Source organism: Luteimonas terrae (genome assembly GCF_004358165.1).
GTDB lineage: Bacteria > Pseudomonadota > Gammaproteobacteria > Xanthomonadales > Xanthomonadaceae > Luteimonas > Luteimonas terrae.
This window is the reverse complement of record NZ_SMTG01000004.1, coordinates 344,487-371,275: the sequence shown is the minus strand read 5'-3', so window position 1 is coordinate 371,275 and position 26,789 is coordinate 344,487. Positions and strand designations below refer to the sequence as shown.

The following is a 26,789-nucleotide window of genomic DNA, read 5'->3' as shown; positions in this document are numbered from 1 at the left end:
GTCAGCGTCCGAAGCGTTCGCGCAGGTGGTGCGGAATGAGACGCCAGTCGTGCGGCGAATCGGCGGTGCGGTCGCGCTCCGGCGACCAGCTGTAGAGCGTGGCGGCATGCGTACCGCGCGCGTCGAGCCATGCGGTCATGCGGGCACGGCTGGACGGATAGGCATCGGCCAGGTACGCGAAGGTGTCACCGTCGCCTCCCGTGCTCGCCGCGAATCCGCCGCCCGTCCAAGGTGTCAGCGTGTGTCCGTGCAGCAGCTGCAATGCGGTCCAGATCTCGGCGTGATCCAGCTTCTGGGTCATGCGGTGGGTCGGTACGCGGCGCGCGCGCAGGTACGCGAAGCCACCGCCCAGGCCGTCGACTTCGATGCCTTTCGCATTGGTGTAGCCGGCCTGTACCCGACGCACGCGCTCGGCGCACACGTCCCGGCACAGGTTCTTGCCGGGCTGGTCCTCGGTTGCTTCCGTGCTGCTGACGAGGATGAACTTCCGGTTGCCGCCGTCTTCGGCGTTGAGCTTAGAGATGGCGTGAGCCAGCGTGCCAGAGCCCGCAAAAAAATCGAGAACTATGTCATCTGCCTTCGTGGCAATGCGTGCCACACGTTCCATCAGGCGCACTGGCTTTGGTGTATCAAAGACCGTTTGTGACCCAAAGATCGACTGCACCTCCTTTCGTGCCTCATCCGTATGACCCACTTCCTCATGGGGCCACCAAGTCCAAGGTACTACGCCATTCACTTCGGACAAGTACCGGATGCTGCGCGGCACGCCGTTGCCATCCTGTCCGAAGTAGATTCGACCAGCCGCAGCAAGTTTTAGATATTCCTGCTCCACCATTGCCCAACAACGACCTTCCGGAGGAAAGTGGCTTTTACCGTTGGGTGCGGTGATTTCGTACATCTGGTTGGGTCGAAAGCCTTGTGCAGTGAATGAGATTGACTGCCAAGGACCCTTGGGATCTTCGTTGGGGTTTCTGTAGGACGAGGCTTGTTTCTCGTCAAGGGGTATCAGGTTCCGCCAGGCTTTGAACGCATTTTGGTCCCGGGAATAGACCAGCAAGTACTCGTGAGCATCGCCGATCGCCCCGCGATTCTCACGCGAGTAGCGCTTTTGCCAGACGCAAGTAGCGACATGCCCATCCTCGCCAAATACCCGGTCCATCAGCATCCCGAGCCGAAACAGCTCGTTGTCATCGATGCTGACGAAGATCACGCCATCATCCGCCAGCAGTTCCTTCGCGAGCAGCAGCCGCTGGTACATGAACTCCAGCCACAGCGAATGGCGGAAGCGATGCGCCCGGTCGACGAATCGGTCGTTGTAGACGAAGTCGCGATTGCCGGTGTTGTACGGCGGGTCGATATAGATGCAGCGGATCACGCCCTTGTGGCTGGCACGCAGGGCGCGCAATGCATCGAAGTTGTCGCCTTCTATGATGAGGTTGTCCCAAGGCGCATTGCCGTGGCTGAGCGCCGGGTCCAGCGTCAACGCGACAAAGTCGCTGTTGATGGCGCTGTCGCCTTCGATCTCGTCACGCTCCCACACCAGTCCGAGTTGACGCTCGGCATCGCGGCGCTGCAACAGGCGGACCAGAGTCTCGCGATCGAGCGTGTTGTAATCAGGCATTACTGGACATCCTGTTGCGGCAGTGCGTAGCGCTGCGGCGCGTGGGCGTTGTCGGACAGCAGGCGCAGGTAGGCCGGATGCAGGAACAGCTTCTCCTTGCCCATGCGTTGCTCCTGCAGCACCCCGATGTCCACCAGTTCGCGCAGGTAGCGCGCCGCCGTCTCGCGCTTGGCGATGCCGGCTTCCACCACATTGTGGATGCGGCAGTAGGGCTGGCTGAACAGCACATCGACCAGTTCGCGGGTGTAGACCTTGGGTCGCTGGGCGCGCACCCACTCGCAGGCGTCTTCATGCAGGCGTCGGATCGCGTCGATCTTGGCGCTGGTCCAGCGTGCGGTGTCGGCGACCGCGTCGAGCATGTAGGCCACCCATTCGGTCCAGGCGCCGTCCCGCGTGACTTCGAGCAGCAGGCGGTAGTAATCCGCCTTGCGTTCGATGATGTAGCGCGACAGGTACAGCACAGGCTGGTCGAGCAGATCCTGTTCCACCAGCATCAACAGGTTGAGCACACGACCTGTGCGGCCGTTGCCGTCGGTGAAGGGATGGATCGCTTCGAACTGGTAATGCGCGACCGCCATGCGGATCAGCGGGTCGATGTCGCGCGCGTCATGGATGAAGCGCTCCCAGTTGGCCAGCTTGTCGCGCAGCAAGGCTTCGCCAACAGGCGGTGTGTAGATGATTTCGCCTGTCTGCTGATTGCCCAGTGCCGTGCCGGGGATGCGACGGACCTGCATCCGGGCATTCTTGATCCGGGAGCAGACGATCTCGGCTGTGGTTGTGGACAGCGGTCGCGTCGACAGGGCTTGGAAGCCTTCGTTCAATGCGCTGCGGTAGCGCAGCGCTTCACGCGTGGCGGGGCTGGCTGTCTCGATGTGGTCCGCGTAGCGGAACAACTCGTCCGTCGTGGTGACGATGTTTTCGATCTCGGAGCTCGCCTGCGCCTCGAGGATCGGAATCGTATTGATCAGAACCGCGGGATTGGGCAGATGGCCTGTGGCCTGTCGGAGCGATGCCAGCGCCTTGTGCGCTTCGATACAGGCCTTCAACAGGTCACGGGTCTCCAGCTCGACGGCGGGCGGAAGCAGGGGAAGATCGTTGTAAGGGCGCTGGGGATCCATGCGGACCGCTCATGTCGATGGCGTCGACATGATGGCCCCTACGTGTCGATAAATAAATAATTATTCGACATGAACGATAGCTGCTGTACGGTGAGGATATGAAAAAGGCCGGACATGCCGGCCTTTCCCAGATCATGCTTTGCGTGGTTGGCTTACCACTCCACCTCGGCCATCGTGCAGTTCAGGCCCGAGCCGATGCCCAGTAGCGCGATGCGGTCGCCCTTCTTCAGGCGGCCCAGCTCCTTGAGCTTGCTCAGCACGATCGGCACCGAGGCCGGCCCGATGTTGCCGTGCTCGCCGAAGATCGTGTGGACCTTCTTGGGGTCGATGCCGAAGTTCTGCACGAACGCGCCGGTGTGCACCTTGCTGACCTGGTGGATCACGAACTGGTCCAGCTCGTCGACCACCCAGCCCATCGCCTCGCGCGCCGCGACGAAGGTCTTCTGCGCCAGCTTCATGCCTTCCATCAGCAGCATGCGCGTGTCGGTGACCATGCGATCGAGGTTGCCGCGGCACAGGGTGTTCCACTCGGTCGCCGAGCGGCTCACGCCGCCCTTGTAGCGCGGCGCGTCCGGAATCAGGTCGGCGCGCGCCAGCACCATCGCCGCCGAGCCGCAGCCCAGCGTCAGCGTCGCCAGTTCGTTGCGGAAGTCGTCTTCGGTCGTCTCCGGGCGCAGCAGGCGTTCGATGGTCTTCTCATAGGCGAGATTCGCGGTCTCGCCGTCGACGACCAGCGCGTAGTCGATCTCGCCCAGTTCGATCATGCGACTGGCGACGTCCATGCCGTTGACGAACGCGAGGCACGCATTCGCCAGGTCGTAGTTCTGGCAGGTGTCCGGAATGCCGAGGTTGCCGCCGACGATGCTGGCGGTGGACGGCTCCAGGTAATCACGGCTGACCGAGGTGTTGACCAGCAGGCCCAGCTTGGCGACGTCGATGCCCGCATCGTCGAGCGCCTTGCGGCCGGCCATCGTGGCGGCGTCGGAGGCCTGGACCTCGTCGTCCCACAGGCGGCGGGCATGGATGCCGGCGATGTCCTGCAGCACGTCGGTCTTGATGCCGAGGCGGTCGATGGTCGGCTTCAGCCGTGCGTTGATGTCGTCGCTGGAAACACGGTGCGGCGCATCGACATGGGCGAGGCCGGCGATGGCGACGTTCTTGAAGAGCATGGGCTGGGCGCCGGATCTGGCAAAGGAGCCGCATAGATTACCCGCTTCGGCGGGGGGGCGCATGATGCGGGCCTCACGCAAAACCGCGTCTACATGCGGCCGGAGCGCGCTGCGCGGGTGTGCAGTGGTGCGGCCTGCGCTGTGCTGTCGCCCGCATCAGGGCGATCGCGACGGTGCGTGTGGCGAGCCGACAGTGCGTCGGCGACACGCCGCAGTGTGCGTGTGCCAGCGGGACCGCCTGCGGCGCGGACGTCGCGTGCTGCCCGCACTGCCGGGACGTGTCGCGCACGGGGGCGCATCACCTGCGCCGCATGAGGCGGCGGCCATCCGCCGCCCATGTCCATCCCACGCTGCACGCGGCAGTCTCGCCGCGTGCAGCGCGAACGTCTTACTGCGCGGCCGTATACGTGGCCACGATGCCCACGCCCTGGTAGCCGCCGGCGCCGCCGATCAGGCGCACGAAGTAGCTGTCGTTGAGCGGGATGGTCACCTGCACGCTCTGGGTCGTGCCCGGTCGCGTCGAGCTCAGGGCCGCATTGCTGCCATCGGGACCGGGGGCGCGTCCGACGCGCGCCATCAGGTTGGCCTGGCCCTTGCCGCCATAGGTCCGGATCTGCAGGTTGCGCGCGCCGGCCGGTACGTCAATGCGGTAGAGGTTGCCGGCGCCGGCTGCCGCCGAGGCGCCGGTCACCGGCACCGCGCGCACCATGCGCACCGCGGTCGGCTCGTCGCCGCCGGCCGCGGCACCCGCACCGCGCGCGGCCGCCTTGGCCGCATCGAGAATGCCCACGCCGATCTGGCGCAGCGGACGCACCGGGAAGTCGCGCGAGGTCTGGGTCAGGATCTCGCGCATGTCCTGCGGGGTCGGCACGGGGCGCCCGGCCTGCATCGCCGCGCTGATCACCAGCGCCGCCACGCCGGCCACGTGCGGCGCGGCCATCGAGGTGCCGGAAAGCCCGACGTAGGCCGGCTCGCCCGGCACGGTCAAGCCCCGGTTGCCGGCCGACCAGACGAAGCCGGTGCGGACCGACTGGCCGCTGACGCCGTCGTCCGGGTACACGCCGCCGCCCGGCGCGGACAGCGCGACGTTCGCGCCGAAGTTCGAGTAGTAGGCGCGCTTGCCGGTGATGCCGGTCGCGGCGATGTTGATCACGCCCGGGCAGCTTGCCGGCGTGAACGAGCCCGCATCGCTGTTGTTGTTGCCGGCGGCGACGATCACCGTCGTGCCGCGCTGGCGCGCCGAGGCGATGGCCTGCGCGTAGGCGCTGTTCGCATCGCAGACGCCAAAGCCGCCGAGGCTCATGTTGATGATCTCGGCCGGATTCTGGTTGTCCGGCACGCCGGCCACGCTGCCGCCTGACGCCCAGACGATCGCGTCGGCGATGTCGGCCGTGGTGCCGCCGCAGTGACCCAGCACGCGGACCGGCAGCACCTTCGCATCCGGCGCCACGCCGGCCATGCCCACGCCGTTGCCGGTGATCTGCGCGATCGTGCCGGCCACGTGGCTGCCGTGCCAGCTGCTGTTGCTCTGCCCGCCCGGGAACACGCAGCCGCCGTTCTCGGCGAGGAAGCGGTCTTCGGTGGTCCAGTCGCCGGTGTCCCAGCCGCCCGGCGCGCGACCGTCGGTGGCGCGACCGGAGTTCAGCGCGTCGCTGGTGAAATCGTAGCCGGCGGCCGCAAGCGAGGTGTCGAGATCGGGGTGCGCGGTGATGCCGGTGTCGAGCACCGCGACCACCACGCCCGCGCCGCGGCCGTACTGCCAGGCGTTGAGCACGTCGATGCCGCCGCGGTTGGCGACGCCCGGATCGGGCGCCAGCGTTTCGATCGCGCCGTCGGGTGCGCGGAAGTGCCACTGCACCTCGAAGCCCGGATCGTTCGGCGCGGCTGCCTTGGCGGCCGAGGTCGTGCGCAGGCGCTGCCAGTAGCGGTTGGGCTCGACGTGCGCGACGGCGGGATCGGCCGCCAGCGTGCGCATCAGCGTGTCGAGCTCGCCTTCGGACAGCTTGCGGCTGGGACGCACGAGATCGGCGCCGATCGCCAGGCGGCGCGTCGAGGCCAGCGCGGGGGCCGCGGCGCGGTGCGTGGCAGCGAAGCGGGACGCCGTGGCCGGCGCGCGCAGGATGCGCTGCATCGTCGCCGCGCCGGCAGTGGCGCTGCGCTTTTCGGTGGTGCCGGTCTTGTAGGTCACCAGAAGACCGTCGTAGGCAACGCGCGGTGCATCGGGATCGGGCGTCGACATGACCGACAGGGGCGCGGACGGCGACGCGGCGAACGCCGGTGCAATGGCGGTACCGAGGGCGGCGGCCAGCAGACCGCGGCGGAAGGAGCGGGACGACAGGGACATGGATGCGATTCCTGGAAGAGGGATGAGAGGTGAAATGACGCCTGCCGTTACCAGCTGAAGCCGCCGCCGACGCCGACCGAACTTTCCGAGCCGGACATCGAGCCGCCGATCGAGACGCTGGCGCGGTTGTCGCGGAACGCGCGCTGGTAGCCGATCGCCAAGGCTTCCTCGCCGCCCTGCTGGCCGATGCCCACGCCGACGCGGTTCGCGCCCGAGAGGCCGGCGGTGTTGACCGCCATCTGCGACATCGCCGTGCCCATCGCGCCGATGCGGTCGACGCGACGATCGACCTGGTAGAAGCGGTCATCGACGCTAGTGCGGAACGCGTCGAAATCGCTGCGGCCGATGGCGCGCGAGAACACGTCGTCGGTGTAGCTGCGCGCGTTGGCGAGCGTGGCGGTATCGCCGGCGGTGGCATGCGCCTTGGCATCGGCGAGCGTGCGGGCATCGCCTGCATCGGCGTAGGTGCGGCTGGCGGTCGCGCTGGCCTGGACCTGGCCGACCGTCGCCGCATCGCTGGCGGCGATGCCGTCGGCGACATTGGTCACGCGGCGCTGGTTGCTCGCGCTGCCGACCGAGACGGTGTTGGCTGCGGTGGCGACCGAGCCCTGGCCGATCGCGACCGAGTTGTCGCCGGTGGCGACGGCGCCCGCGCCGACCGCGGTGCCGCCAGTGCCTGCCTGCGCGGCGCTGCCGACCGCGGTGCTGGTCGGCGTCGTGGCCACGCTGCCGGTGCCGATCGCCAGACCGTCGCCCGTGCCCACCGGCACGCTGGGCGTCCCGTCGATCGCATCGAAGCGCGCACGGATCGCGTCGAACTGGCTGTCGACCGCACCGAACGCAGCGCCGACCGAGCCGAAGCTGCTGCCCTGGATCGTGTACGACGGACCGCTGAAGCCGGCGCCCGTCATGGACGCGCCGCCGCCGAGTGACTGCGCGACCGCAGTGCCCATCGCGAAGACCTGGCCGCCGTTGACCGCTTCGAGACTGCCGGCCGCGAGCGCGCCATCGGCGACGTTGCGCAGCGTGGTGCCAGCGGCGCCGGAGAAGCTCACCGAATCCTTCGTCGCGACGTCGTCGTACTTCACCGCCGCCGCATCGAGCGCGCCGACATCGCCGCCGACGCCCGCGATCGCGCTGTCGAGCTGGCCCTTGTTGACCGCGTCCGTGGCAAGCGTGCCGGCGGCCACGTTGGTCAGCTGGCGCTCGCTGCCGACACTGCCGATCGACACCGCGTTTTCGCGATCGGCCACCGAGTTCGCGCCGAGCGCGATGCTGTTGATGGCTGTGGCGCTGGCGTTGTAGCCCAGCGCGAGGCTGTCGTCGGCGAACGCGAACGCGCCGCTGCCGAGCGCGGTCGCGCCGATGCCCCAGGCCGCCGAACTCGCACCCACCGCGGTGGCGTAATCACCGCTCGCGTTGCTGCCTGCGCCCAGCGCGCTGGAATCCACTGCGACGGCGAGTGCATTCGCACCGGCGGCGAGGCTGCGGGTCGCGTCGGCGTGGCTGTCGAAGCCGATTGCGGTCGCGTAATCCGACAGCGCCCACGACGCGGCGCCGATGGTCGTACTGCCCAAGCCATTGGCCTGCGTCGGCACGCCCGCATTGCTGGCGCCGATCGCCACGCTCTGCTGGCCGGCGGCCAGTGCGCCTTCGCCAACGGCGATACCGCCGTCGCCGCTGGCGCGCGCGTCGCTGCCGAGGGCGGTCCCCGCGTAGCCGGTGGCGCTGGCGAATGCACCGAGGCTGGTCGCGCCGAACTGGGCGGCCTGCGAACCGTAGCCGATCGCCACGGCGATGGTGTCGCTGGCGCTCGCCGCACGTCCCATCGCGATGGCGCCTTCCGCATCCGCAAAGGCGGTCGCGCCGACCGCGACCGTGTCGTTGGCCGTCGCACGCGACGACCAGCCGAGCGCTGTCGAAGTACCGCCGGTCGCCTCGCTCACCGCGCCGACGGCCACCGCGCCGAAACCGGTGCTGCGGGCACCGTCGGACTCGCCGAACTCGCTGCCGAAGAAGGTGCCGCCGATCGCGACCGAGCCTATGCCGGACGCAGCAGCACCGTCACCCATCGAGACGGCGGCTGCTGCGCTGGACGTGGCGCGATTGCCGATCGCGACGGTGTCGCCGCCCGAGGCGTTTGCCCGGGTGCCCGCGGCGACTGCGCGGGATCCAGTGGCGCTGGCGACATCGCTGCCGTCGCCCAGACCGTTGACCGAGAAGTACTGCTGCGCCTCGCTGCCGGCGGCGATCACCGCGTCGAGCTGGCGCTTGTTGACCGCGTCGGTGTCCTCGGTGCCGTCCGCGAGGTTCGTCAGCTGTCGTTCGCCGTCGACGCTGCCGATCGACACCGCGTTGTCGCGATCGGCCACCGAGTTCGCGCCGAGCGCGATGCTGTTGATGGCCGTCGCGCTGGCGTTGTAGCCGAGTGCGAGACTGTCGTCGGCGAATGCGAACGCACCGCTGCCCAGCGCCGTCGCCCCGACGCCCCACGCCGCGGCACTCGCGCCGACGGCGGTGGCGTACTCGCCGCTCGCATTGCTGCCTGCGCCCAGCGCGCTGGAATCCGCCGCGACGGCGAGTGCATTCGCGCCGGCGGCGAGGCTGCGCGTGGCATCGGCGTGGCTGTCGAAGCCGATCGCGGTCGCGTAATCCGACAGCGCCCACGACGCGGCGCCGACGGTCACGCTGCCCAGCCCATTGGCCTGGGTCGGGATGCCGGCGTTGCTGGCGCCGATCGCCACGCTCTGCTGACCGGCAGCCAATGCGCCTTCGCCGACCGCGACACCGCCGTCGCCACTGGCGCGCGCGTCGCTGCCGAGCGCGGTACCGGCGTAGCCGGTGGCGCTGGCGAATGCACCGAGGCTGGTCGCACCGAACTGCGCAGCCTGCGACCCGTAGCCGATCGCCACGGCGACGACGTCGCTCGCGTTCGCCGCACGTCCCATCGCGATCGCGCCTTCCGCATCGGCGAATGCAGTCGCGCCGACCGCGACCGTGTCGTTCGCCGTCGCGCGCGACGACCAACCGAGCGCCGTCGAGGTGCCGCCGGTGGCTTCGCTGACCGCGCCCACTGCCACCGCGCCGAAGCCGCTGCTGCGCGCACCATCCGATTCGCTAAAATCACTGCCGAAGAAGGTGCCACCGATCGCGACCGAGCCGATGCCGGAGGCGGCAGCGCCGTCGCCCATCGAGATCGCGGCCGACGCGCTCGACGTGGCGCGATTGCCGATGGCGACGGCATCGCTGGCCGCGGCGTTCGCGCGCGTGCCGGCCGCGATCGAACGCGCGCCGGTGGCGCTGGCGTCGTCGCTGCCGTCCTGCGCGCCGTTGACGGCGAAGTAGTACGCGGCGGCGTCGAGCGAGTAGGCGGGGGTCACCACGTCGTCGGCGTTGGCGTCGGCGTCGTCGGTGGCCGCGTCGTCTGCCTGCGTGTCAGGCGCGGTCGATGCCTCGGCGACGGCGTCGTCGGACGCGGCCTGCGCAGCGGGCTGGGTCGCGACCGCGGGTCCGGCAAGTGCGAGCAGCAGGGCAGCCGTCAGCAGGCCGGGTCGCAGCGCGGCCGGATGAGGAGAGGGGAGGCGGGTGCTCGTGGACATCGTCTGGCTTCCGGAAGCGGCGGGATGACGGCGCCGTGAACGGCGCTGGAATCCGATCTAAGCCCCTGCGGCGCCCGTCGCTCAATGCACGGAATCTCACCGGCGACTTACACTTCCCTCTCACTCCGCAAGGCGAGCCGCCGCTCGCGGGGACCACGCTTCCCGATGTTCCTGGCGTCGCCGCTCATCACCTGGACCCGTCGCGTCGGCGCCTGGCTGCGCCGGGTGCCGATCACCGATCCGGTCGACCGTCGCAATGCGCCGGCGCTGCAGGTGCTGCTGCTGTTCCTCGGCATCGAGGTGCCGCTCAACAAGGGCTATCACCTGCTGGCCGGGCACGTGTCGATGACCGGCTGGCGGCTGGCAGTGGACCTGGGTACGGACGTCGCGATCGCGGGTGCTTCGTTCTTCGCGGTCTGGATGATCCGGCGCGGCCGCCTGCGCCAGGGCATCGCCACGTTCCTGGCGGTGCTGATGAGTTGCGCGGTCGCGGCGAACCTCGCCTTCGGCTACCAGTTGCAGGCCTTCGATCCCTATCCGATGGTGATGCTGACCGTGGCGGCGCTGGTGATCGGGCGGCGCGCGCTGTGGCTGGTCTACGCGTGCATCCCGATGGTGTTCGCGCTGGGCATGGCCAGCCCCTGGGGTTTCGACCCGGAGCGCAGCGGTCGCGCGTTCCAGAACCTGCCCTCGCTGGCCTTCAGCTATCTGATGATCGCCATCGTGCTCGACCGCACCGTGGCCGCATTGCGCGAGACCTTGTGGAAGGCGCAACGCAGCGCGCAGCAGCTGCGCGAGCAGATGGTCGAACGCGAACGCATGCGCGAACGCATGCTGCACATGCAGAAGATCGAATCGGTCGGTCATCTCGCCAGTGGCGTCTCGCACGACTTCAACAACGTGCTCGGTGCGATCGTCGGCTACACCGCCGAGCGCCACCGCCTCGACGAGTTCGATTTCGATCCCGAGCCCGATGCCCGCCGCATGGGCGAGGCGCTCGAAGGCATCGAACTGGCCGCGCAGCGTGGCATCGCGCTCAGCCGCAAGCTGCTGAGCTTCAGCCGGCGCGAACTTGCGGTGCCGGCGCGCTTCGATGCCGCGCAGTCGCTCAAGGACCTGCTGCCGATGCTGCGGCAGATGTTCGACGGCCATGCCGACGTGGTCCTCGACGTGCCCGACACGCCCGTGCCGGTGTGCCTCGACCGCAGCCAGCTGGATCTGGTGATGCTCAACTTCGCCGCCAACGCGCGTGACGCCATGCCGGGTGGCGGTCGCTTCGGCATCACCCTGCGCGACAGCGGGGATGGCTGGGCGCGCATCGTCGTCGCCGATACCGGCAAGGGCATGTCGGCGGAGGTGATGCGCCAGGCCTTCGAGCCGTTCTTCACCACCAAGCCGGCGGGCGAAGGCACGGGCCTGGGCCTGGCGGTCGCGCGCGAGATGGCGCAGGAAGCCGGCGGTTCGCTGACGGTCGACAGCACGCCCGGCAGCGGCACGCGGTTCACCCTGCGCCTGCCGCGGGTGGCCTGAGTCTCAGCTGCCCGGCCGCAGCACGTAGCCTTCGCCGCGCACGGCATCGATCGGCAAGGCCAGCCCGGTGCGGTCGAGCACCTTGCGCCGCAGGCGGTGCAGCAGCACGTCGAGCCGGTGCGGATCGATCCCGCTTTCATCGCGTGCGCGACCCGGCACCGAGTCCAGCAGCGCCTCGCGCGTGACCAGCCGGTCGCGCTGCGACCACAGCGCCTGCAGCACGTGCCGCTCCGAACCGGTCAACGCCGTCGACTTGCCGTTGGGCGCGAACACGCACCAGCCGTCGGGCTGCAGCTGCCAGCCGTCCTCGACCGCCTGTGGCGCACGCGTCAGTCGCCGCGCGAGGCTGAAGATCGTGGCGGCGAGGATGTCGATCTCCACCGGCTTGACCAGATATGCATCCGCGCCGCCGCTCAACCCGCGCAGGCGGTCGGGCGATTCGCCGCGGCCGGTCAGGATCACGATGCCCAGTCCCGGGTGCGCGGCCTGCAGCGACTGGGTGACGGTGAAGCCGTCGCTGTCGGGCAGCCCGATGTCGAGCACCACGATGTCGACCGGCGTCTGCGGCAGCAGCGCCCGCAAGGCCGCCGCGGTGCGCAGCGGATGGATCTCCAGCCCATGCCGGCGCAGCCCGGGTACCAGCACACGGTCGCGCAGCATGTCGTCGTCCTCGAGCAGGGCGACGCTGAGCGGGCGGGTGGTCGACGAAGGCAGAGCGTTGCTCAAGGCAGCGGCCGGATCCGATGGCGAGGTGATCTGCGCGTCGGGCAATCCGGCCTGCAACACGCACGACAGGTTGTAGCCAAAACGGGTAGGGCCCGCAACCGCGGGCCCGGGTGGCCCTCGCGCCCCGGGACGCGGACAATGGCGGGCCCGCACCGGTGATTGAGGATTCCATGACGGCTTCGCCTTCCAAGCTCGAGCAACTGCGTGACCTCTCCGTGGTCGTCGCCGATACCGGCGATGCCGAGGCCATCGCGCGGCTCAAGCCCGTCGACTGCACCACCAACCCGACGCTGGTGCGCAAGGCGCTGGACCTGCCGATCTATGCCGATCTCGTCGAGCGCGAGCTCGAGCGCGCCAAGGACCTCGACGGCGATGTCGACAGCATCGCGCGCCAGGTCGTCGACCGGCTGACGGTCGGCGTCGGCCGCAAGCTCGCTGGTCTGGTGCCCGGCCGCGTGTCGACCGAGGTCGATGCCGATCTGTCGTTCGATACCGAGGCGACGATCGCCAAGGCGCGCCAGTTCATCGAGATGTACCAGGACGCCGGCGTGTCGCGCGAGCGCGTGCTGATCAAGATCGCCGCGACCTGGGAAGGCATCCGTGCGGCGAAGGAACTGCAGCGCGAGGACATCGACTGCAACCTGACGCTGATCTTCAACCGCACCCAGGCGATCGCCTGCGCCGAAGCCGGTGTGTTCCTGATCTCGCCTTTCGTCGGCCGCATTCTCGACTGGCACGTCGCCCGCGGCGAGACGCCGGCGACGATCGACGAAGACCCGGGCGTGCGCTTCGTGCGCGACGTCTACACCGAGTTCAAGCGCCGCGGTTCGCCGACGGTCGTCATGGGCGCCTCGTTCCGTTCGACCGCGCAGATCGAGGCGCTGGCCGGGTGCGACCGTCTGACGATCTCGCCGGATCTGCTGGAGAAGCTGGCCGCCGAACACGGCGAACTGCCGCGCAAGCTCGCGCCTGGCAAGAACGACGACGGTGCGTTCGCGCCGCCGGTCGATGCCGAGCGCTACGCACGCGATCTCGCCGACGATCCGATGGCCACCGAGAAGCTGCGCGACGGCATCGCCGCGTTCGCCAAGGATCTGGACGCACTGCGGGCGACGATCGCCCAGCGCCTGCAGGCACGCTGACATGCGCCCGCGGGTGCGGGATGGACTGCGCATCGCGGCGTGCGGCGCGCTGTTGCCGGTGCTGGCGGCATGCGCGCTGCCCGCGCGCGACGGCAATGCGCCCGTCTCGCCTGGACACGAAGTCGTCGTGCCGGAAAGCCAGCCCGGCGTGAGCATCGGCTACCTCGACGCGCCCGCATTCGACAGCCGCGCGCTGCTGCCTGCGCCGCCTGCGCCCGGTTCCGCCGCGCAGGCGTACGACGACGACATCGCCAGGCGCAGCCTCGCCCTGCACGACACCGCGCGCTGGCGTCAGGCGACGGTCGATGCCGACCTGTCGTTCCCGGCGGCCGAGCCGCTGTTCGCGTGTGCGCTCGGCGTCGAGATCAATCGCGAGGCGACCCCGCACCTGGTGCGGCTGCTGCGTCGCAGTCTCGCCGATGCCTCCAACGCGGGCCGCGCAGCCAAGGATCAGTGGCAGCGGCAGCGCCCGTTCGTGCGCAACGGCGCGCCGGTGTGCACGCCCGAAGACCTGCCGCGCATGGCCCACAGCGCCTCGTACCCGTCCGGCCACACCGCGATCGGCTGGACCTGGGCGCTGACGCTGGTCGAACTCGCACCCGAGCGCAGTGACGCGTTGCTGCAGCGTGGCCGCGCCTTCGGCGAGAGCCGGCTGGTCTGCAACGTGCACTGGCACAGCGACATCGTCGAAGGCGAGCGTGTCGGCGCCGCGACCTTCGCGCGCCTGCAGGCGTCGCCGGACTTCCGCGCCGACCTCGACGCCGCGCGTGTCGAGATCGCCGCGCAGCGCGCCGCCGGCGCGACGCCCCGGCATTGCGATACCGAAACCGTCGGCCTGCGCCAGTCGCCGGTTCCGGCCGCCGACGCGCGCGACTGAATCATGTCCGCGCAAGACCCGAAGCCGCTGCCGCCCGAACCGCCGCTGCCCAGCGACTGCTGCGACAGCGGCTGCGCGGTGTGCGTGCACGATACCTACGCCGAAGAGCTGCAGTACTACCGCGAGCAGCTGGCGGCGTGGACGGCGCGGCAATCCCGGGAATTGGACGGCGGTCCCGCAAGCAGCGATGCAAGTAAGTCGTGAGCCGTCGTCCCTGACACCCGCTCACGGCGGCGGGCGAACGCCACCCGGCGGTTGGTCACCGGGTGCCGGCCTGAGCCGAGGGAAAGTGCCTTTGCAGGCGAAGCGCGAGCTGGACGAGAACGATGAGCACGGGCACTTCGACCAGCGGCCCGATGGCCGCCGCGAACGCGACCGGTGACGCGAGACCGAAGGCGGCGATGGCGATCGCGATCGCCAGCTCGAAGTTGTTGCCGGCCGCGGTGAACGCGATGGCGGTCGTGTGCGGATAGTCCTTGGCGATCAGCTTGCCCATCCAGAAACTGATGCCGAACTGGATCAGGAAATAGAGCGTCAGCGGCACCGCGATGCGCACCACGTCGATCGGAATCCGCACCACGTCGGCGCCCTTGAGGCTGAACATCGCAACGATGGTGAAGAGCAGGGCGGCCAGCGTGATCGGGCTGATCTTCGGCAGGAAGCGCGTCTCGTACCAGCGCTCACCCTTCGCCCGGACCAGCCAGCGGCGTGTCAGATAGCCGGCAAGAAACGGAATGCCCAGGTACACCAGCACTGCCTGCGCAATGGTCCAGGTGCTGACGTCGACGACGCTGCCTCCCAGCCCGAACACCGGCGGCAGCCAGCTGAGGAAGAACCAGGCATAGACACTGAAAAACAGGATCTGGAACACGGAATTGAACGCGACCAGCCCGGCGACGTACTGGCTGTCGCCGCGGGCCAGCTGGTTCCACACCAGCACCATCGCGATGCAACGTGCCAGACCGATCAGGATCAGGCCGGTCATGTAGTCCGGATGGTCGCGCAGGAAAAGCACCGCCAGCCCGAACATCAGGAACGGCCCGATCAGCCAGTTCTGCACCAGCGACAGCGCGAGGACGCGCTTGTCGCGAAAGACATTGGGCAGTTCCGCATAACGCACCTTGGCCAGTGGCGGGTACATCATCAGGATCAGGCCGATCGCGATGGGCACGTTCGTGCTGCCCCAACTGAGCGCATCGAGCGCGGCCGGCAGGCCGTCGAACAGCGTGCCGAGCGCGATGCCCAGCGCCATCGCCGCGAAGATCCACAGCGTGAGCCAGCGATCGAGGAACGACAGGCGACCGGGCGCAGGCGCAGGAGCGGGCGCGGGCGTGTTCATCCGACTTCGGCGATCGGTTCGAGCAGCGCCTTGACCGCGGCCTTGTCAGCCCAGACGTCGTCGCGGATATCGAGAAACGCGCGCATGCGCTTCTGGATGATCGCGTGCGCCTCGGCAAACGCCGCGCGCTTGTCGGCGTCGTTGCCGGTCACCGCGGCGGGATCGAACAAGCCCCAGTGCACGCGGACGTAATCGCCGTGGACGATCGGACAGCTCTCGTTGGCCGCGCTGTCGCAGACGGTGACGATCAGATCCATCGCTGCGGTGGTCTCGGCCGAGAATTCGTCCCAGGACTTGCTGCGCAGGTTGTCGGTGGGAAAACCCTCGCGCTCGAGCTGCGCGATCGCGAACGGATTCACCTGGCCGGCCGGCTGGCTGCCGGCGCTGTAGGCCTCGTAACGCCCCACACCCCAGGCGCGTAGGGTGGCTTCGGCCAGCACGCTGCGGGCGGAATTGCCGGTGCACAGGAACAGGACGCGTCGAGTCATGGAACGGGCTCTCGAATGGATGGCGTAACGGAATGGATCAGGGCCCGCAGGCAGCGGACGGCGCGCAGTCGCCCGCATCGTCGGCGCAGCAGTTCTCGGTGAGGTAGCCGACCAGTGCGTTCATCGCATCGAAGTCGGCGCGGTAGCGAATGGTCCGGCCGCTCGACTCGCTGCTCACCAGTCCGGCGGCGGTCAACGCCTTCAGATGGAAGGACAGCGTGGCGCCGGGCAGGGACAGCGCTTCGGCAATGTCACCGGCCAGCTTGCCGGCGCGACCGGCCCGCACCAGCAGCCGGAACACCGACAGGCGCGTGTCCTGGCCGAGGGCGGCGAGTGCAGAGGTTGCGGCTTTATGTTCCATGTTTCTAGAATAGTCGAACATTTGTGACAATCACAAGTCGTTCGATGGCCTTTGATCTGCCCAATCTCACCGCTTTCCAGCCCGTCGACCCGATCGCGCTCGGCGTGTCGGCCGGCGACCATCCGCCGCGCATCCTGATCCTCTATGGTTCGCTGCGCCCGGAGTCCTACAGCCGCAAGCTGGCGTTGGAAGCGCAGCGGTTGCTCGAACGCTTCGGCGCCGAAACCCGGCTGTTCGACCCGCACGACATGCCGATGCTCGACTCGGTGCCCGCCACGCACCCGAAGGTCCAGGAGCTGCGTGCGCTGTCGCAGTGGTCGGAAGGCCAGGTCTGGGTGAGCCCCGAACGCCATGGCGCGCCGACCGCAGTGTTCAAAAACCAGATCGACTGGTTGCCGCTTGAAGATGGCGGCGTGCGTCCGACCCAAGGGCGCACGCTGGCGGTGATGCAGGTCTGCGGCGGCTCCCAGTCCTTCAATGTCGTCAACGCGCTGCGCCTGCTCGGCCGTTGGATGCGCATGGTCACGATCCCCAACCAGTCCTCGGTGCCCAAGGCCTGGCAGGAGTTCGACGAAGGCGGGCGCATGAAACCGTCGGCGTACTACGACCGCCTTGTCGACGTGATGGAGGAGCTGGTGAAGTTCACTTGGCTGGTGCGCGATCGCAGCGAAGGGCTCACCGACCGCTACAGCGAGCGCAAGGGCGACCTGTCATCGAGGCGACTGGCGAAGGTGTCCGGCGCCGTGGTGTGAAGCACCGGCGAAGCACGCGCCTGCGCGATGCCGGAGGCCGGGCGGATGACGCGAACGCACCGCGCGGGCCCGTGAGCTGCTGCCTTCACGTCGCGCGCTGGAACCCCAGCAGCTGCGAGATCTCCTGCGAGGTCCGCAGCAGCGAGTCGACGTGCTGCGGGTCCGGTGTCTCGGGCAGGTAGTGGATCGAGCCGACGATGGCCAGCGTGCCGAACAGCGAGCCGTCGGCCTGCAGCAGTGGCGCGGCGAGTGCATTGATGCCGGTGAAGAGTTCTTCGGGGGCATCCGACCAGCCGCGTGCGCGCACGCGATCGAGTTCGGCACGCAGCGCCGGTGCGTCGACGATCGAGCGCGCGGTGCTCTGCGGCAACGGCGTCGACAGGAACCCCTCGCGCACGTCGGCGGGGCCGAACGCCAGCACCACCTTGCCCTGCGCGCTGGTGTTGTGCGGGAAGCGGCTGCCGGGGCGCAGCGTGATCTCGATCGGCGAGGTGCCGCGCAGGAAGTCGATGACGATCACCGAGTCGTCCGCGTACGAGGAGATGACGATCGTCTGGCCGACCTCGTCACGCAGGCGCTGCAGCGCCGGCTTGGCCAGCGTCATCAGATCGAAGCGGCTCACACAGGCGCGTCCCAGCAGATAGAGCTGCCAGCCGACGCGGTAGTGGTTGCTGCTCGCGTCCTGGGTGACGTAGCCGTGTTCGCGCAGTGCGCTCAGATGCCGGTGCGCGCGTGCCTTCGGCATGCCCAGCAGGTTGGACAACTGCGTCACGCCCAGGCCCTGCGGCGCATTGGCCAGCGCTTCGATCACCTTCAGCGACACCACGGCGGTGGGCAGTGCGGCGTCGCCGAGTTCGGCGTTGGAATCAGCAGTCGACATGGGGCAGGCAGTGCTCTTCCGTTGAGGACGTTCGCGACGGGCGCCGCGGGAGGGTAACCCGCGGGTCGATCAGGCCGGAAGGTCGATGTCGCGCTCGGCGAACACGCGATAGGTCTGCACCTTGGGTGCGTCGGCATCTTCGGGACGCACGTAGCGGATCGAGCTGCGGCCCTTCACCGCGCGCGGCAGCAGGAAGCAGCGCACGAAGCGCGTCGATGCGGCTTCGGTGGTCGGCGCCAGCACCGGTGCGGGTCCGAGCTCGAACCATGCCTCGCCCGGCGCGTGCACATGCCGCTGCCCCTGCGTTTCGATCGCGATCTCGCCGCTTGCACAGATGCGGATGCCGGGACCCTGGTGGACGTGCGTCAGCGCGACACCACCCGGCGGAAAGCCGACCTCGTCGCAGCGCATCAGCCAGTCGAAGCGCGGGTCGAGCGTGATGTCCGCTTCCAGCTTGAGTGTGGTCGACGTCGAGGGCGCCGAAGGCAGCGCGGTGCCGGCCGTCCCGGTCGCGGCATCGAGTTCCCATCGCCAGATCCGCACGTCCGTATCCTCCGCCAGCAATGTGGCCGGCTGCTGAGAGACGCGCGCGGTGCCGGTCGCGAGCCACTGGCCGTCGTCCGGGCCTTCCACCGTCAGAGAGCCCTCGGCGACATAGAGCGCACGTGGCAGCGCGGGCAGGAACACCGGCAGGCAGCCCGCGGGCAGGCGGTCCTCGTACAGGCGCAGGGTCAGGGCGCGCATCGCAATCTCCTTGTTTCGTATCGATGGACGATACAGAAAAGACGTGTTGGATCATTGATCGAAACTTATTGTATAGTGAGACGACGGTATCGATCAACGATACATTCGTGGCATAGACGCAAGGCAGGTGTGGGCCTGCCGCCAGATCGCTCGGGAGGGCGTGCGATGTCTCAAGAGAGCAGTACGGAATTGCGCGGGCACGCGCAGTCGGGGCGCTGGTGGAAGGGCGCCAGCAAGCAGCAGTGGCGCGCGTTCAACTCGGCCTATCTGGGCTGGATGCTCGACATCATGGATCTGATGCTGTTCGCGATGGTCATCAAGTACGTGATCGTCGATCTCGGCATGGACAAGTCCTCGGCCGGTCTCGTCATGTCGGCCACGCTGATGGCGACGGCCGCCGGCGGTCTGGTGTTCGGCTTCCTCGCCGACCGTCTGGGGCGCGCGCGCTCGATGATGCTCAGCATCATCTGTTACTCGGTCGGCACCGCGCTGTGCGGTCTGGCCGACACGCTCGGCCAGCTGATGCTGTTCCGCATCATCGTCGGCCTGGGCGTCGGCGGCGAATGGTCGGCCGGCTCGGCGCTGGTCAGCGAAACCTGGCCGGCGAAGCACCGCGGCAAGGTCATGGCCTGGGTACAGAGTGCGTTCGCGGCGGGCTACGCGGCCGCGGCCGTCGTCGCGGCGGTGGTGATTCCGATCGCCGGCTGGCGCTGGGTGTTCGCGGTCGGTCTGCTGCCGGCACTGCTCGCGTTCTACGTGCGTCGCCACGTCAAGGAGCCGGAGATCTGGCTCAAGCAGGAAAAACGCCTCGGCTTCGGCGAGACGGTGCGTGAACTGTTCGGCGGCCAGTACGCGCGCAACACGTGGATCGGACTGGCGTTCACCACCGCGGCGATGTGCGGCTACTGGGGTCTGTTCACCTGGATTCCGACCTACCTCGCCACGCCCGTCGCCGAAGGCGGCCCGGGGCTGGATCTGGTCAAGTCGACGATCTGGATCGTGATCATGCAGGTCGGCGCGGCCGCGGGTTTCATCACCTTCGGTTACTTCGCCGATCGTATCGGCCGCAAGAAGGCGTTCCTGCTGTTCTTCCTGGCATCGGCGGTGGTCGTGCCGGTGTTCGCGACGATCCGCTCGCCCGACATGCTGATGGTGTTCGGCATCGTCGTCGCCTACTTCGGTACCGGCTTCTACAGCGGTTTCGCGCCGACGTTCGCCGAACTGTTCCCCACGACCATCCGCGCCACCGCGCAGGGCTTCGTCTACAACGGCGGCCGCGCGATCGCCGCGATCGCGCCGTTCCTGATCGGCTTCGTGTCCACGCGCTACGGCGTGACCAGCGGCCTGGTCACCACCGCCGCGTTCTTCGCGCTCGCCGGCCTGATCGTCTGGGTGTTCCTGCCCGAAACCAAGGGCCGCGAACTGGCCTGACCTCCGCACGAGACCGACATGCCCATCATCCAGATCACCGTGGTCGAAGGCCGCGATTCCGAACGCGTCGAAGCCTGCATCCGCGAAGTCGCGCGGGTGGCCAGCGAAACCCTCGACGCACCGCTGGCCTCCATTCGCGTCATGGTCCACGAAGTGCCGGCCAACCGCTTCGCGGTCGGCACGCGTCTGAAGAGCGACCCGGCGGAGGCCGTGCCATGAGCGCGGCATTCGAATCGCACGCCGACGCGCTGCACGCGGCGCTGCGCTCGGGCACGCCGATCGACCCGCTGACCGGACGCGTCGACGGACTCGATCTTGCCGGCGCCTACGCGATCGCCCAGGCGGGTATCGCGCGGCGCGTGGGCGAAGGCGAGCGCGTGGTCGGCCGCAAGATCGGCCTGACCAGCGCGTCGGTGCAGCGCATGCTCGGTGTCGACCAGCCCGACTTCGGCGTGCTGACCGATCGCATGGACTACTCGGCCGACACGCAGGTGCCGGTCGCGGGCATGATCGCGCCGCGCGCCGAGGGCGAGATCGCCTTCCATCTCAAGCGCGATCTCGCAGGGCCGGGCATCACCCTGCACGACGTGCTGCTGGCGACCGAGTCGGTGTCGGCCTGCTTCGAGATCGTCGACTCGCGCATCCGCGACTGGAAGATCGGGATTCTCGACACGGTCGCCGACAACGCATCTGCCGCAGCTTTCGTCACCAGTGCCGAGCGCGTCTCGCCGGTCGGCCGCGACCTCGGCACCTGCGGCATGGTGCTGGAGAAGAACGGCGCGCTGGTCTCCACCGGCGCGGGCGCGGCCGCACTCGGTTCGCCGCTCAACTGCGTGGTCTGGCTGGCCAACCAGCTCGGTCGCCTCGGAGACGGCCTGCGTGCGGGCGACACCATTCTTTCCGGCGCGCTGGTGCCGCTGACGCCGGTGGCGCGCGGCGATCACCTGCGCCTGCGCGTGGGCGGCATCGGCGCACTGGGCGTGCACTTCGTCTGAGCCGCGTCTGCGTGCCGACGCGCACGCGACCGCTTCCTTCATTCGCTTCAAGGAGTCACACATGCCAGTCAAGGCAGCCGTGATCGGGTCCGGCAACATCGGCACCGATCTGATGATCAAGATCCTGCGCCACGGGCAGGCGCTGACGATGGGGCCGCTGGTCGGCATCGATCCCGAATCCGACGGCCTGGCCCGCGCGCGTTCGATGGGCGTGGAGACCTGCGACGCCGGCGTCTACGGCCTCGTCGTCTCGCCGGCGTTCGACGACGTGCAGATCGTGTTCGACGCGACGTCGGCCTCGGCGCACGTCAACAATGACGCCGTACTGCGCGCGGCGCGTCCGGGCATCCGCGTGATCGACCTGACGCCGGCCGCGATCGGTCCGTACTGCATTCCGTCGGTCAATCTCGATGCGCATCTCGATGCGCCCAACGTCAACATGGTGACCTGCGGCGGACAGGCCACGATTCCGGTCGTCGCCGCCGTCGCCAGCGTCGCGCCGGTGCACTACGCGGAGATCGTCGCGTCGATCTCCAGCCGTTCGGCCGGGCCGGGCACGCGCGCCAACATCGACGAATTCACCGAGACCACCTCGCATGCGATCGAAGCGGTGGGCGGCGCGCGCAAGGGCAAGGCGATCATCGTGCTCAATCCGGCCGAGCCGCCGCTGCTGATGCGCGACACGGTCTACGTGCTGTCCGAGGATGCCGACACCGCGCAGGTCGAGGCCGCGATCGAGGCGATGGTCGCGCGTGTGGCACGTGACGTACCGGGCTATCGCCTCAAGCAGACCGTGCAGTTCGAGCGCATCAGCCAGCCGGTCAACGTGCCGGGTATCGGAGCGGTCACCGGGCTGAAGACCTCGGTGTTCCTCGAAGTCGAGGGCGCCGCGCATTACCTGCCGGCTTACGCGGGCAATCTCGACATCATGACCTCGGCCGCGCTGGCGACCGGCGAGCGCATCGCCGCGACGCTGCAGGCGGCTGCGCAGGCGGTGCCGGCATGAGCGCGCGCAGGCTCTACATCTCCGACGTCACGCTGCGCGACGGCTCGCACGCGGTGCGTCACCAGTACACGGTCGCGCAGATGCGGCAGATCGCCGCGGCGCTCGATGCGGCGGGCGTGGACTCGATCGAAGTCGCGCATGGCGACGGCTTGCAGGGCGCATCGTTCAACTATGGCTTCGGTGCGCACTCGGACCTCGAATGGATCGAGGCCGTCGCCGAGACCGTGCAGCACGCGCAGGTGGCGACCCTGCTGCTGCCGGGCATCGGCACGGTGCACGACCTGAAGGATGCCTACGTTGCCGGCGCACGCGTGGTGCGTGTGGCCACGCACTGCACCGAAGCGGATGTCGCGCGCCAGCATATCGAAGCGGCGAACGCGCTCGGCATGGACGCGGTCGGCTTCCTGATGATGAGCCACATGGCCGAGCCGGCCGCACTTGCCGCACAGGCGAAGAAGATGGAGTCCTACGGCGCCTCGTGCGTCTACGTGGTCGATTCCGGCGGTGCGATGGGCATGGGCCAGGTACGCGACCGCTTCCGCGCGTTCAAGGACGTGCTCGACAGCGCGACCCAGACCGGTATGCACGCGCATCACAATCTCTCGCTGGGCGTCGCCAATTCGATCGTCGCGGTCGAGGAAGGCTGCGACCGCATCGATGCGAGTCTGGCCGGCATGGGCGCCGGCGCCGGCAATGCGCCGCTGGAAGTCTTCATCGCCGCAGCGTCCAGGCTGGGCTGGTCGCACAACTGCGATCTCTACGCATTGATGGATGCGGCCGACGACATCGTGCGTCCGCTGCAGGAACGTCCGGTGCGCGTGGATCGCGAGACGCTCGCGCTCGGCTACGCCGGCGTCTATTCGAGCTTCCTGCGCCACGCCGAGGCCGCGGCCGCGCGTTTCGGCATCAGCGCGGTCGACATCCTCGTCGAGCTGGGCAAACGGCGCATGGTCGGCGGACAGGAGGACATGATCGTCGACGTCGCGCTGGACGTGGCACGCGCGCGTCGCACGGCGGACGCCCAGCCGGAGGCGCACGCATGAGTCTGTCCAACGACACCATCGAATCGATCGCCGCCCTGCTGCACGACGCCGAGCGCGACGTGCGCGACGTGGTCAAGGTCACCGATGCACAACCCGATCTCACGACCGAGCGTGCCTACGACGTGCAGGACGCGCTGCGTGCGCGCAAGCTCGCGCGCGGTGTGCGGCTGGTCGGGATGAAGATGGGCCTGACCTCGTACGCGAAGATGGCGCAGATGGGCGTGGACACGCCGATCTACGGCTTCCTCGGCAGCGACAATGCGGTCGACGACGGCGCTGCGGTCGAGACGTCGGCGCTGATCCATCCCAAGGTCGAGGCCGAGATCGCCTTCGTGATGCGCGATGCCCTGCAGGGGCCCGACTGCAGTGTCGAGCAGGTGCTGGCCGCCACCGAATGTCTGTTGCCCGCGATCGAAGTCATCGATTCGCGCTACGAGAACTTCCGCTTCGACCTGCCGAGCGTGATCGCCGACAACACCTCGGCGGCGCGCTACGTCATCGGCTCGAAGGCAGCGTCGGCCGACGGACGTGACCTGGAATCGATCGGGGTCGTGCTCGAGAAGAACGGCCAGGTCGTCGAGGTCGGCGCAGGCGCCGCCGTGCTCGGCAATCCCGCGCGCGCGGTCGCGATGCTCGTCGACATGCTGCATGCGCGCGGGCAGTCGCTGGCCGCCGGCAGCGTGGTGCTGTCGGGCGCAATCACTGCCGCCGTCGCGGTGGAAGCCGGCGATGACGTGCAGGTCCGCATCGACGGACTCGGGTCCACCGGCCTGCGCTTCGTCTGATCCGCACACGTTCTGTCCGCGCCATCGGGGCGCGGACGTTGCCCTGGGAGGGGAGTTGTATGTCGAGTTCGAACCCGAAGGGCGGGCGCCTGGCGCTCGTCCTGGCCCTGGCGGCCGCCTGCGCCGCGCCTGCCGCCGCGCAGGACGTGGACGTCGCCGCCGTCGAGGCGCGGCTGGGCCAGATGGAGCAGGAGATGCGCGAGTTGCGTGCGCTGCTCGAGGCCCACGGCGGACGTGCCGCCGTGCCCGCTGCGCCGACGACCGCCGTCGCCAGAGCACCGGTCGCGGCCGCGCCGGTCGCCGCGGCATCCACACCCGCGGCGGGCGGCGTCTCGATGCCCGGCGCCGCGCCCGGCACGACGTTCTCGTTCGGCGGCTTCATCAAGCTCGATGCAATGACCACGTCGACCAGCGACGGCAAGATCGCCGACGGCACGCCGGGACGCCTGTTCTATTTCCCCGGCGCCACGCCGGTGGCCGCCGACGGCCAGGGCGAGCGCAGCACCTACAGCGACCTGCACGCGCAGTTCTCGCGCTTCTCGTTCGGTGCCGATACGCGCACCGACAGCGGCAAGGTCATCAAAGCCTATATCGAAGCCGACATGTACGGCGGCGGCAGCAACGCCTTCGCCGGCAACGAGACCATCACCAATACCTACGCGCTGACCCTGCGGCAGGCCTACGTCAGCTACAACGGCTGGCTGGCCGGCCAGACCTGGTCCAACTTCCAGGATGTCGCTGCGTTGCCCGACACCGTCGATTTCACCGGTCCGTCGGAAGGCACCGTATTCAACAGGCAGGCGCAGATCCGCTACACGCGCGGGCCCTGGTCGGTGTCGGTGGAGAACCCGCAGACCACGGTCACGCCGTACCTGTCGCAGGCCGCGCGCTTCAACAGCGGCGACAACCGCGCGCCCGACGTCACCGCGCGCTGGATCACCCGCGGCGACTGGGGCCACTTCACCGTCGCGGGCCTCGCGCGCAGCTTCCGCAACGGTGATGCGACCGCATCGGGCGCGGCGCTCAGCGTCTCGGGCCGCGTCAACCTCGGCGCCAATGACGACATCCGCTACATGGTCAGCGGTGGCGACGGCATCGGTCGCTATCTGGGCTTCGCCCTCGGCAGCGATACCGTGCTCGACGCCGACGGCGATCTGCACAGCCTGCGCGGCTACGGCGGTTTCGCCGCGTGGCGCCACGCCTTCAACGCCAAGCTCCGCGGCAACGTCGTCTATTCGGTGGCATCGCTGGACAACGACGCCCTGCTCACCGGCGGCTTCGTCACCGAGCGCGCGCAGTCCTTCCGCGTCAACATGATCTATTCGCCCGCGCCCAAGCTCGACATCGGCGGCGAGATCAGCTGGGCGGACCGCCGGCTGGAAAACGGTCTGGAGGGCGATCTGCAGCGCGTGCACACGCACGTGAAGTACAGCTTCTGATCCTGGCGACGGGACGCCGCATGCGCGAGCGGCGTCCCGGGGGCAGACACTGCAGCCCGCGCCCTTCGCGCGCGAAGGGGCGCGTGAGCGTCGGCGGCGCATCGATCGCTTTTACATTTGCGTGCCTGCGGCGCGCGATACTGCGGATTCGAACAGGAGCATGCTGATGCACCTCATTCAATCCGCAGCGACCGCTGTGCTCGTCGTAGGAGGCCTGATGCAACCTGTCTTCGCACAATCCGCGCCGAGCCCGCAGCATCCCGGTGATGCCGGCTACGACGCACTTCTCGCCGCCGCGACCGCACCGGTGCGCGATGCGCTGGGTACGACGGTCGTGGTCGAAGTGGAGCGTCTGGACCGGCTCGGCCGATGGGCGTTCCTGCAGGGCACGCTCCGCAGTCCGGGCGGCGGGCGACCCGACTATGCTGAGACATCGTTCGCCGAACGCGCGGCGCAGGGCGGCATGTCGGACGTCTACGTGGCATTGCTGCAAGCGCCGGGCGAGGCAGGCGCCGAGGCCATCGATACGTCGGGCGAGGCGGGCAAAGCGCACACGTCGCAGAGCGCCGCCGATGGCGTGCCCGACTGGAAGATCATCGACTACTCGATCGGCCCGTCCGATGTGAGCTGGCTCGGCTGGCCTGCGCAGCATGCTGCGCCGAGGCAGTTGTTCGGATTCTGATACCGGAAACGCCGAAGGCCGGCATCATGCCGGCCTTCAATGCGAGACGCCTGCTCAGCGCGGCGGCGTAATGATCTCGTAGTTGCCCGATGCGCCGCCCCAGCTGATGCGCTGGGAGCCATCCGCATTGACGTTGTTGGACCCGATGAACTTGGGCTGGCCGTTCTCGAAGCCCGCAAACAGCACCACGTGCGACTGGCCGTTGCGCTGCATGAGCACCACATCGCCTGGCTGCGCGTTCTGCAGCGACACCGTCTGCCAGCCGTCGCCCTTCAGATTGTTCGCGAGCTGGTCGACCGAGGCGCTCGCCTGGCCGGGCTCGATCATGCCGGCCTTCTGCAGCACGGCCGAGACGAAGTTCGCGCAGTTGACGTTGTTGGGGACCCACGACTGCATCGGCAGTTCGTCGCTGTACTTGAGCTCGCCCGCATTGCGGCCGATGAACTGCTCGGCGATCGCCGCGGCGTTGTTGCTGCCGGGTTCGCGAGGACCCGAGACCGGACCCGTGCCTTCGACGCCACCAGCGCCACCTGCCGATCCGGTGGAGCCGGACCGGCCCGGAATGTTGAGCGTGTCGCCGGCATAGATCATGTCCGGGTCGCTGATCTTGCTGTTCGCCGACATCAGCGCGTCGACAGATGTCCCGTAGCGCGCAGCCAGGCCCGAGAGCGTGTCGCCCCAGGCGATGTTGTGTGTAGCGCCTCCGACAGCGGTCATT

Annotated in this window: 25 protein-coding genes; 13 read left to right on the top strand and 12 right to left on the bottom strand. The window is 68.7% G+C overall.

Annotation, left to right across the window (positions count from 1 at the left end; all coding sequences use genetic code 11):
* Position 1: 1 nt before the first annotated feature.
* The 5 genes from E2F49_RS10905 to E2F49_RS10885 all read right to left on the bottom strand — a co-directional run bounded on the left by E2F49_RS10905 (position 2) and on the right by E2F49_RS10885 (position 9,851).
* Complete coding sequence (locus E2F49_RS10905) at positions 2 to 1,621, bottom strand: site-specific DNA-methyltransferase (RefSeq protein WP_133393901.1); 1,620 nt, start codon at positions 1,619 to 1,621, stop codon at positions 2 to 4.
* Complete coding sequence (gene fic / locus E2F49_RS10900; RefSeq protein WP_133393900.1) at positions 1,621 to 2,739, bottom strand: protein adenylyltransferase Fic; 1,119 nt, start codon at positions 2,737 to 2,739, stop codon at positions 1,621 to 1,623. Before fic ends, E2F49_RS10905 begins: the two co-directional genes overlap by 1 nt.
* 152 nt (positions 2,740 to 2,891) lie before the next feature.
* Positions 2,892 to 3,908 carry a 3-oxoacyl-ACP synthase III gene (locus tag E2F49_RS10895; RefSeq protein ID WP_055251017.1) on the bottom strand — a complete coding sequence of 339 codons (1,017 nt, stop codon included), beginning with the start codon at positions 3,906 to 3,908 and terminating at the stop codon, positions 2,892 to 2,894.
* Between the two features lie 388 nt (positions 3,909 to 4,296).
* A complete protein-coding gene (locus tag E2F49_RS10890) occupies positions 4,297 to 6,252 on the bottom strand; it encodes a S8 family peptidase (protein ID WP_165971200.1) in 1,956 nt (651 codons plus the stop codon).
* A 47-nt stretch (positions 6,253 to 6,299) separates the two neighbouring features.
* The gene (locus tag E2F49_RS10885) at positions 6,300 to 9,851 is read right to left on the bottom strand and encodes a YadA-like family protein (protein ID WP_133393899.1); all 3,552 of its coding nucleotides are present in this window, start codon (positions 9,849 to 9,851) and stop codon (positions 6,300 to 6,302) included.
* A 165-nt stretch (positions 9,852 to 10,016) separates the two neighbouring features.
* On the opposite strand from E2F49_RS10885, the gene E2F49_RS10880 reads away from it, so the two are divergent.
* Positions 10,017 to 11,381, top strand: coding sequence for a sensor histidine kinase (locus tag E2F49_RS10880; RefSeq protein ID WP_133393898.1), 1,365 nt, complete (start codon positions 10,017 to 10,019; stop codon positions 11,379 to 11,381).
* A 3-nt stretch (positions 11,382 to 11,384) separates the two neighbouring features.
* On the opposite strand, the gene E2F49_RS10875 is transcribed toward E2F49_RS10880, so the two are convergent.
* Entirely contained in the window at positions 11,385 to 12,107 is a 723-nt protein-coding gene (locus E2F49_RS10875) for a response regulator transcription factor (protein WP_341777517.1), read from the bottom strand.
* Positions 12,108 to 12,277: 170 nt separating this feature from the next.
* On the opposite strand from E2F49_RS10875, the gene E2F49_RS10870 reads away from it, so the two are divergent.
* Genes E2F49_RS10870 through E2F49_RS10860 form a run of 3 tightly spaced genes read left to right on the top strand, consistent with a single transcriptional unit; the run spans position 12,278 to position 14,330 of the window.
* Positions 12,278 to 13,249 (top strand): transaldolase, encoded by a 972-nt coding sequence (locus E2F49_RS10870; protein WP_133393897.1) that lies wholly within the window; start codon positions 12,278 to 12,280, stop codon positions 13,247 to 13,249.
* Position 13,250: 1 nt separating this feature from the next.
* Entirely contained in the window at positions 13,251 to 14,126 is an 876-nt protein-coding gene (locus tag E2F49_RS10865; protein WP_133393896.1) for an acid phosphatase, read from the top strand.
* A gap of 3 nt (positions 14,127 to 14,129) precedes the next feature.
* Positions 14,130 to 14,330, top strand: a complete 201-nt coding sequence (locus E2F49_RS10860) for an oxidoreductase-like domain-containing protein (RefSeq protein ID WP_133393895.1) — start codon at positions 14,130 to 14,132, stop codon at positions 14,328 to 14,330.
* 55 nt (positions 14,331 to 14,385) lie between these two features.
* Here the strand turns inward: E2F49_RS10860 and arsB are convergent, their stop codons facing one another.
* From arsB to E2F49_RS10845, 3 genes are read right to left on the bottom strand one after another with little or no spacing between them, the layout of a single operon-like run.
* Positions 14,386 to 15,465: an ACR3 family arsenite efflux transporter gene (arsB, locus tag E2F49_RS10855; RefSeq protein ID WP_133393894.1), complete on the bottom strand. Its 1,080-nt coding sequence runs from the start codon at positions 15,463 to 15,465 to the stop codon at positions 14,386 to 14,388.
* Positions 15,462 to 15,953, bottom strand: a complete 492-nt coding sequence (locus tag E2F49_RS10850) for an arsenate reductase ArsC (protein WP_133393893.1) — start codon at positions 15,951 to 15,953, stop codon at positions 15,462 to 15,464. The genes arsB and E2F49_RS10850 overlap by 4 nt, the downstream gene beginning before the upstream one ends.
* Before the next feature lie 37 nt (positions 15,954 to 15,990).
* Positions 15,991 to 16,314: an ArsR/SmtB family transcription factor gene (locus E2F49_RS10845; protein ID WP_133393892.1), complete on the bottom strand. Its 324-nt coding sequence runs from the start codon at positions 16,312 to 16,314 to the stop codon at positions 15,991 to 15,993.
* Positions 16,315 to 16,358: 44 nt separating this feature from the next.
* Here E2F49_RS10845 and arsH point away from each other — a divergent pair, with 44 nt between their 5' ends.
* A complete protein-coding gene (arsH, locus tag E2F49_RS10840) occupies positions 16,359 to 17,066 on the top strand; it encodes an arsenical resistance protein ArsH (RefSeq protein WP_133393891.1) in 708 nt (235 codons plus the stop codon).
* Positions 17,067 to 17,151: 85 nt separating this feature from the next.
* Here arsH and E2F49_RS10835 read toward each other — a convergent pair whose 3' ends face one another.
* Both E2F49_RS10835 and E2F49_RS10830 read right to left on the bottom strand, forming a co-directional pair.
* The gene (locus tag E2F49_RS10835) at positions 17,152 to 17,946 is read right to left on the bottom strand and encodes an IclR family transcriptional regulator (RefSeq protein WP_133393890.1); all 795 of its coding nucleotides are present in this window, start codon (positions 17,944 to 17,946) and stop codon (positions 17,152 to 17,154) included.
* Between the two features lie 69 nt (positions 17,947 to 18,015).
* Positions 18,016 to 18,690 (bottom strand): cupin domain-containing protein, encoded by a 675-nt coding sequence (locus tag E2F49_RS10830; protein WP_133393889.1) that lies wholly within the window; start codon positions 18,688 to 18,690, stop codon positions 18,016 to 18,018.
* A 165-nt stretch (positions 18,691 to 18,855) separates the two neighbouring features.
* Between E2F49_RS10830 and E2F49_RS10825 the strand changes: the two genes are divergently transcribed.
* The 8 genes from E2F49_RS10825 to E2F49_RS10790 all read left to right on the top strand — a co-directional run bounded on the left by E2F49_RS10825 (position 18,856) and on the right by E2F49_RS10790 (position 26,071).
* Complete coding sequence (locus tag E2F49_RS10825; protein WP_133393888.1) at positions 18,856 to 20,121, top strand: MFS transporter; 1,266 nt, start codon at positions 18,856 to 18,858, stop codon at positions 20,119 to 20,121.
* An 18-nt stretch (positions 20,122 to 20,139) separates the two neighbouring features.
* Positions 20,140 to 20,340: a tautomerase family protein gene (locus E2F49_RS10820; RefSeq protein WP_055251057.1), complete on the top strand. Its 201-nt coding sequence runs from the start codon at positions 20,140 to 20,142 to the stop codon at positions 20,338 to 20,340.
* Positions 20,337 to 21,116: a fumarylacetoacetate hydrolase family protein gene (locus tag E2F49_RS10815; RefSeq protein ID WP_133393887.1), complete on the top strand. Its 780-nt coding sequence runs from the start codon at positions 20,337 to 20,339 to the stop codon at positions 21,114 to 21,116. Before E2F49_RS10820 ends, E2F49_RS10815 begins: the two co-directional genes overlap by 4 nt.
* 61 nt (positions 21,117 to 21,177) lie before the next feature.
* Positions 21,178 to 22,122 carry an acetaldehyde dehydrogenase (acetylating) gene (locus E2F49_RS10810; RefSeq protein ID WP_055251061.1) on the top strand — a complete coding sequence of 315 codons (945 nt, stop codon included), beginning with the start codon at positions 21,178 to 21,180 and terminating at the stop codon, positions 22,120 to 22,122.
* Positions 22,119 to 23,165, top strand: coding sequence for a 4-hydroxy-2-oxovalerate aldolase (dmpG, locus tag E2F49_RS10805; protein WP_133393886.1), 1,047 nt, complete (start codon positions 22,119 to 22,121; stop codon positions 23,163 to 23,165). Before E2F49_RS10810 ends, dmpG begins: the two co-directional genes overlap by 4 nt.
* Complete coding sequence (dmpH, locus tag E2F49_RS10800) at positions 23,162 to 23,950, top strand: 2-oxo-3-hexenedioate decarboxylase (RefSeq protein ID WP_133393885.1); 789 nt, start codon at positions 23,162 to 23,164, stop codon at positions 23,948 to 23,950. Before dmpG ends, dmpH begins: the two co-directional genes overlap by 4 nt.
* A gap of 59 nt (positions 23,951 to 24,009) precedes the next feature.
* On the top strand, positions 24,010 to 25,389 hold the full coding sequence (locus E2F49_RS10795) for a DcaP family trimeric outer membrane transporter (RefSeq protein WP_133393884.1): 1,380 nt from the start codon (positions 24,010 to 24,012) through the stop codon (positions 25,387 to 25,389).
* A gap of 160 nt (positions 25,390 to 25,549) precedes the next feature.
* A complete protein-coding gene (locus E2F49_RS10790) occupies positions 25,550 to 26,071 on the top strand; it encodes a hypothetical protein (protein ID WP_208004856.1) in 522 nt (173 codons plus the stop codon).
* Positions 26,072 to 26,125: 54 nt separating this feature from the next.
* Here E2F49_RS10790 and E2F49_RS10785 read toward each other — a convergent pair whose 3' ends face one another.
* On the bottom strand, positions 26,126 to 26,788 hold the full coding sequence (locus tag E2F49_RS10785) for a LysM peptidoglycan-binding domain-containing protein (RefSeq protein WP_133393883.1): 663 nt from the start codon (positions 26,786 to 26,788) through the stop codon (positions 26,126 to 26,128).
* Position 26,789: the final 1 nt, after the last annotated feature.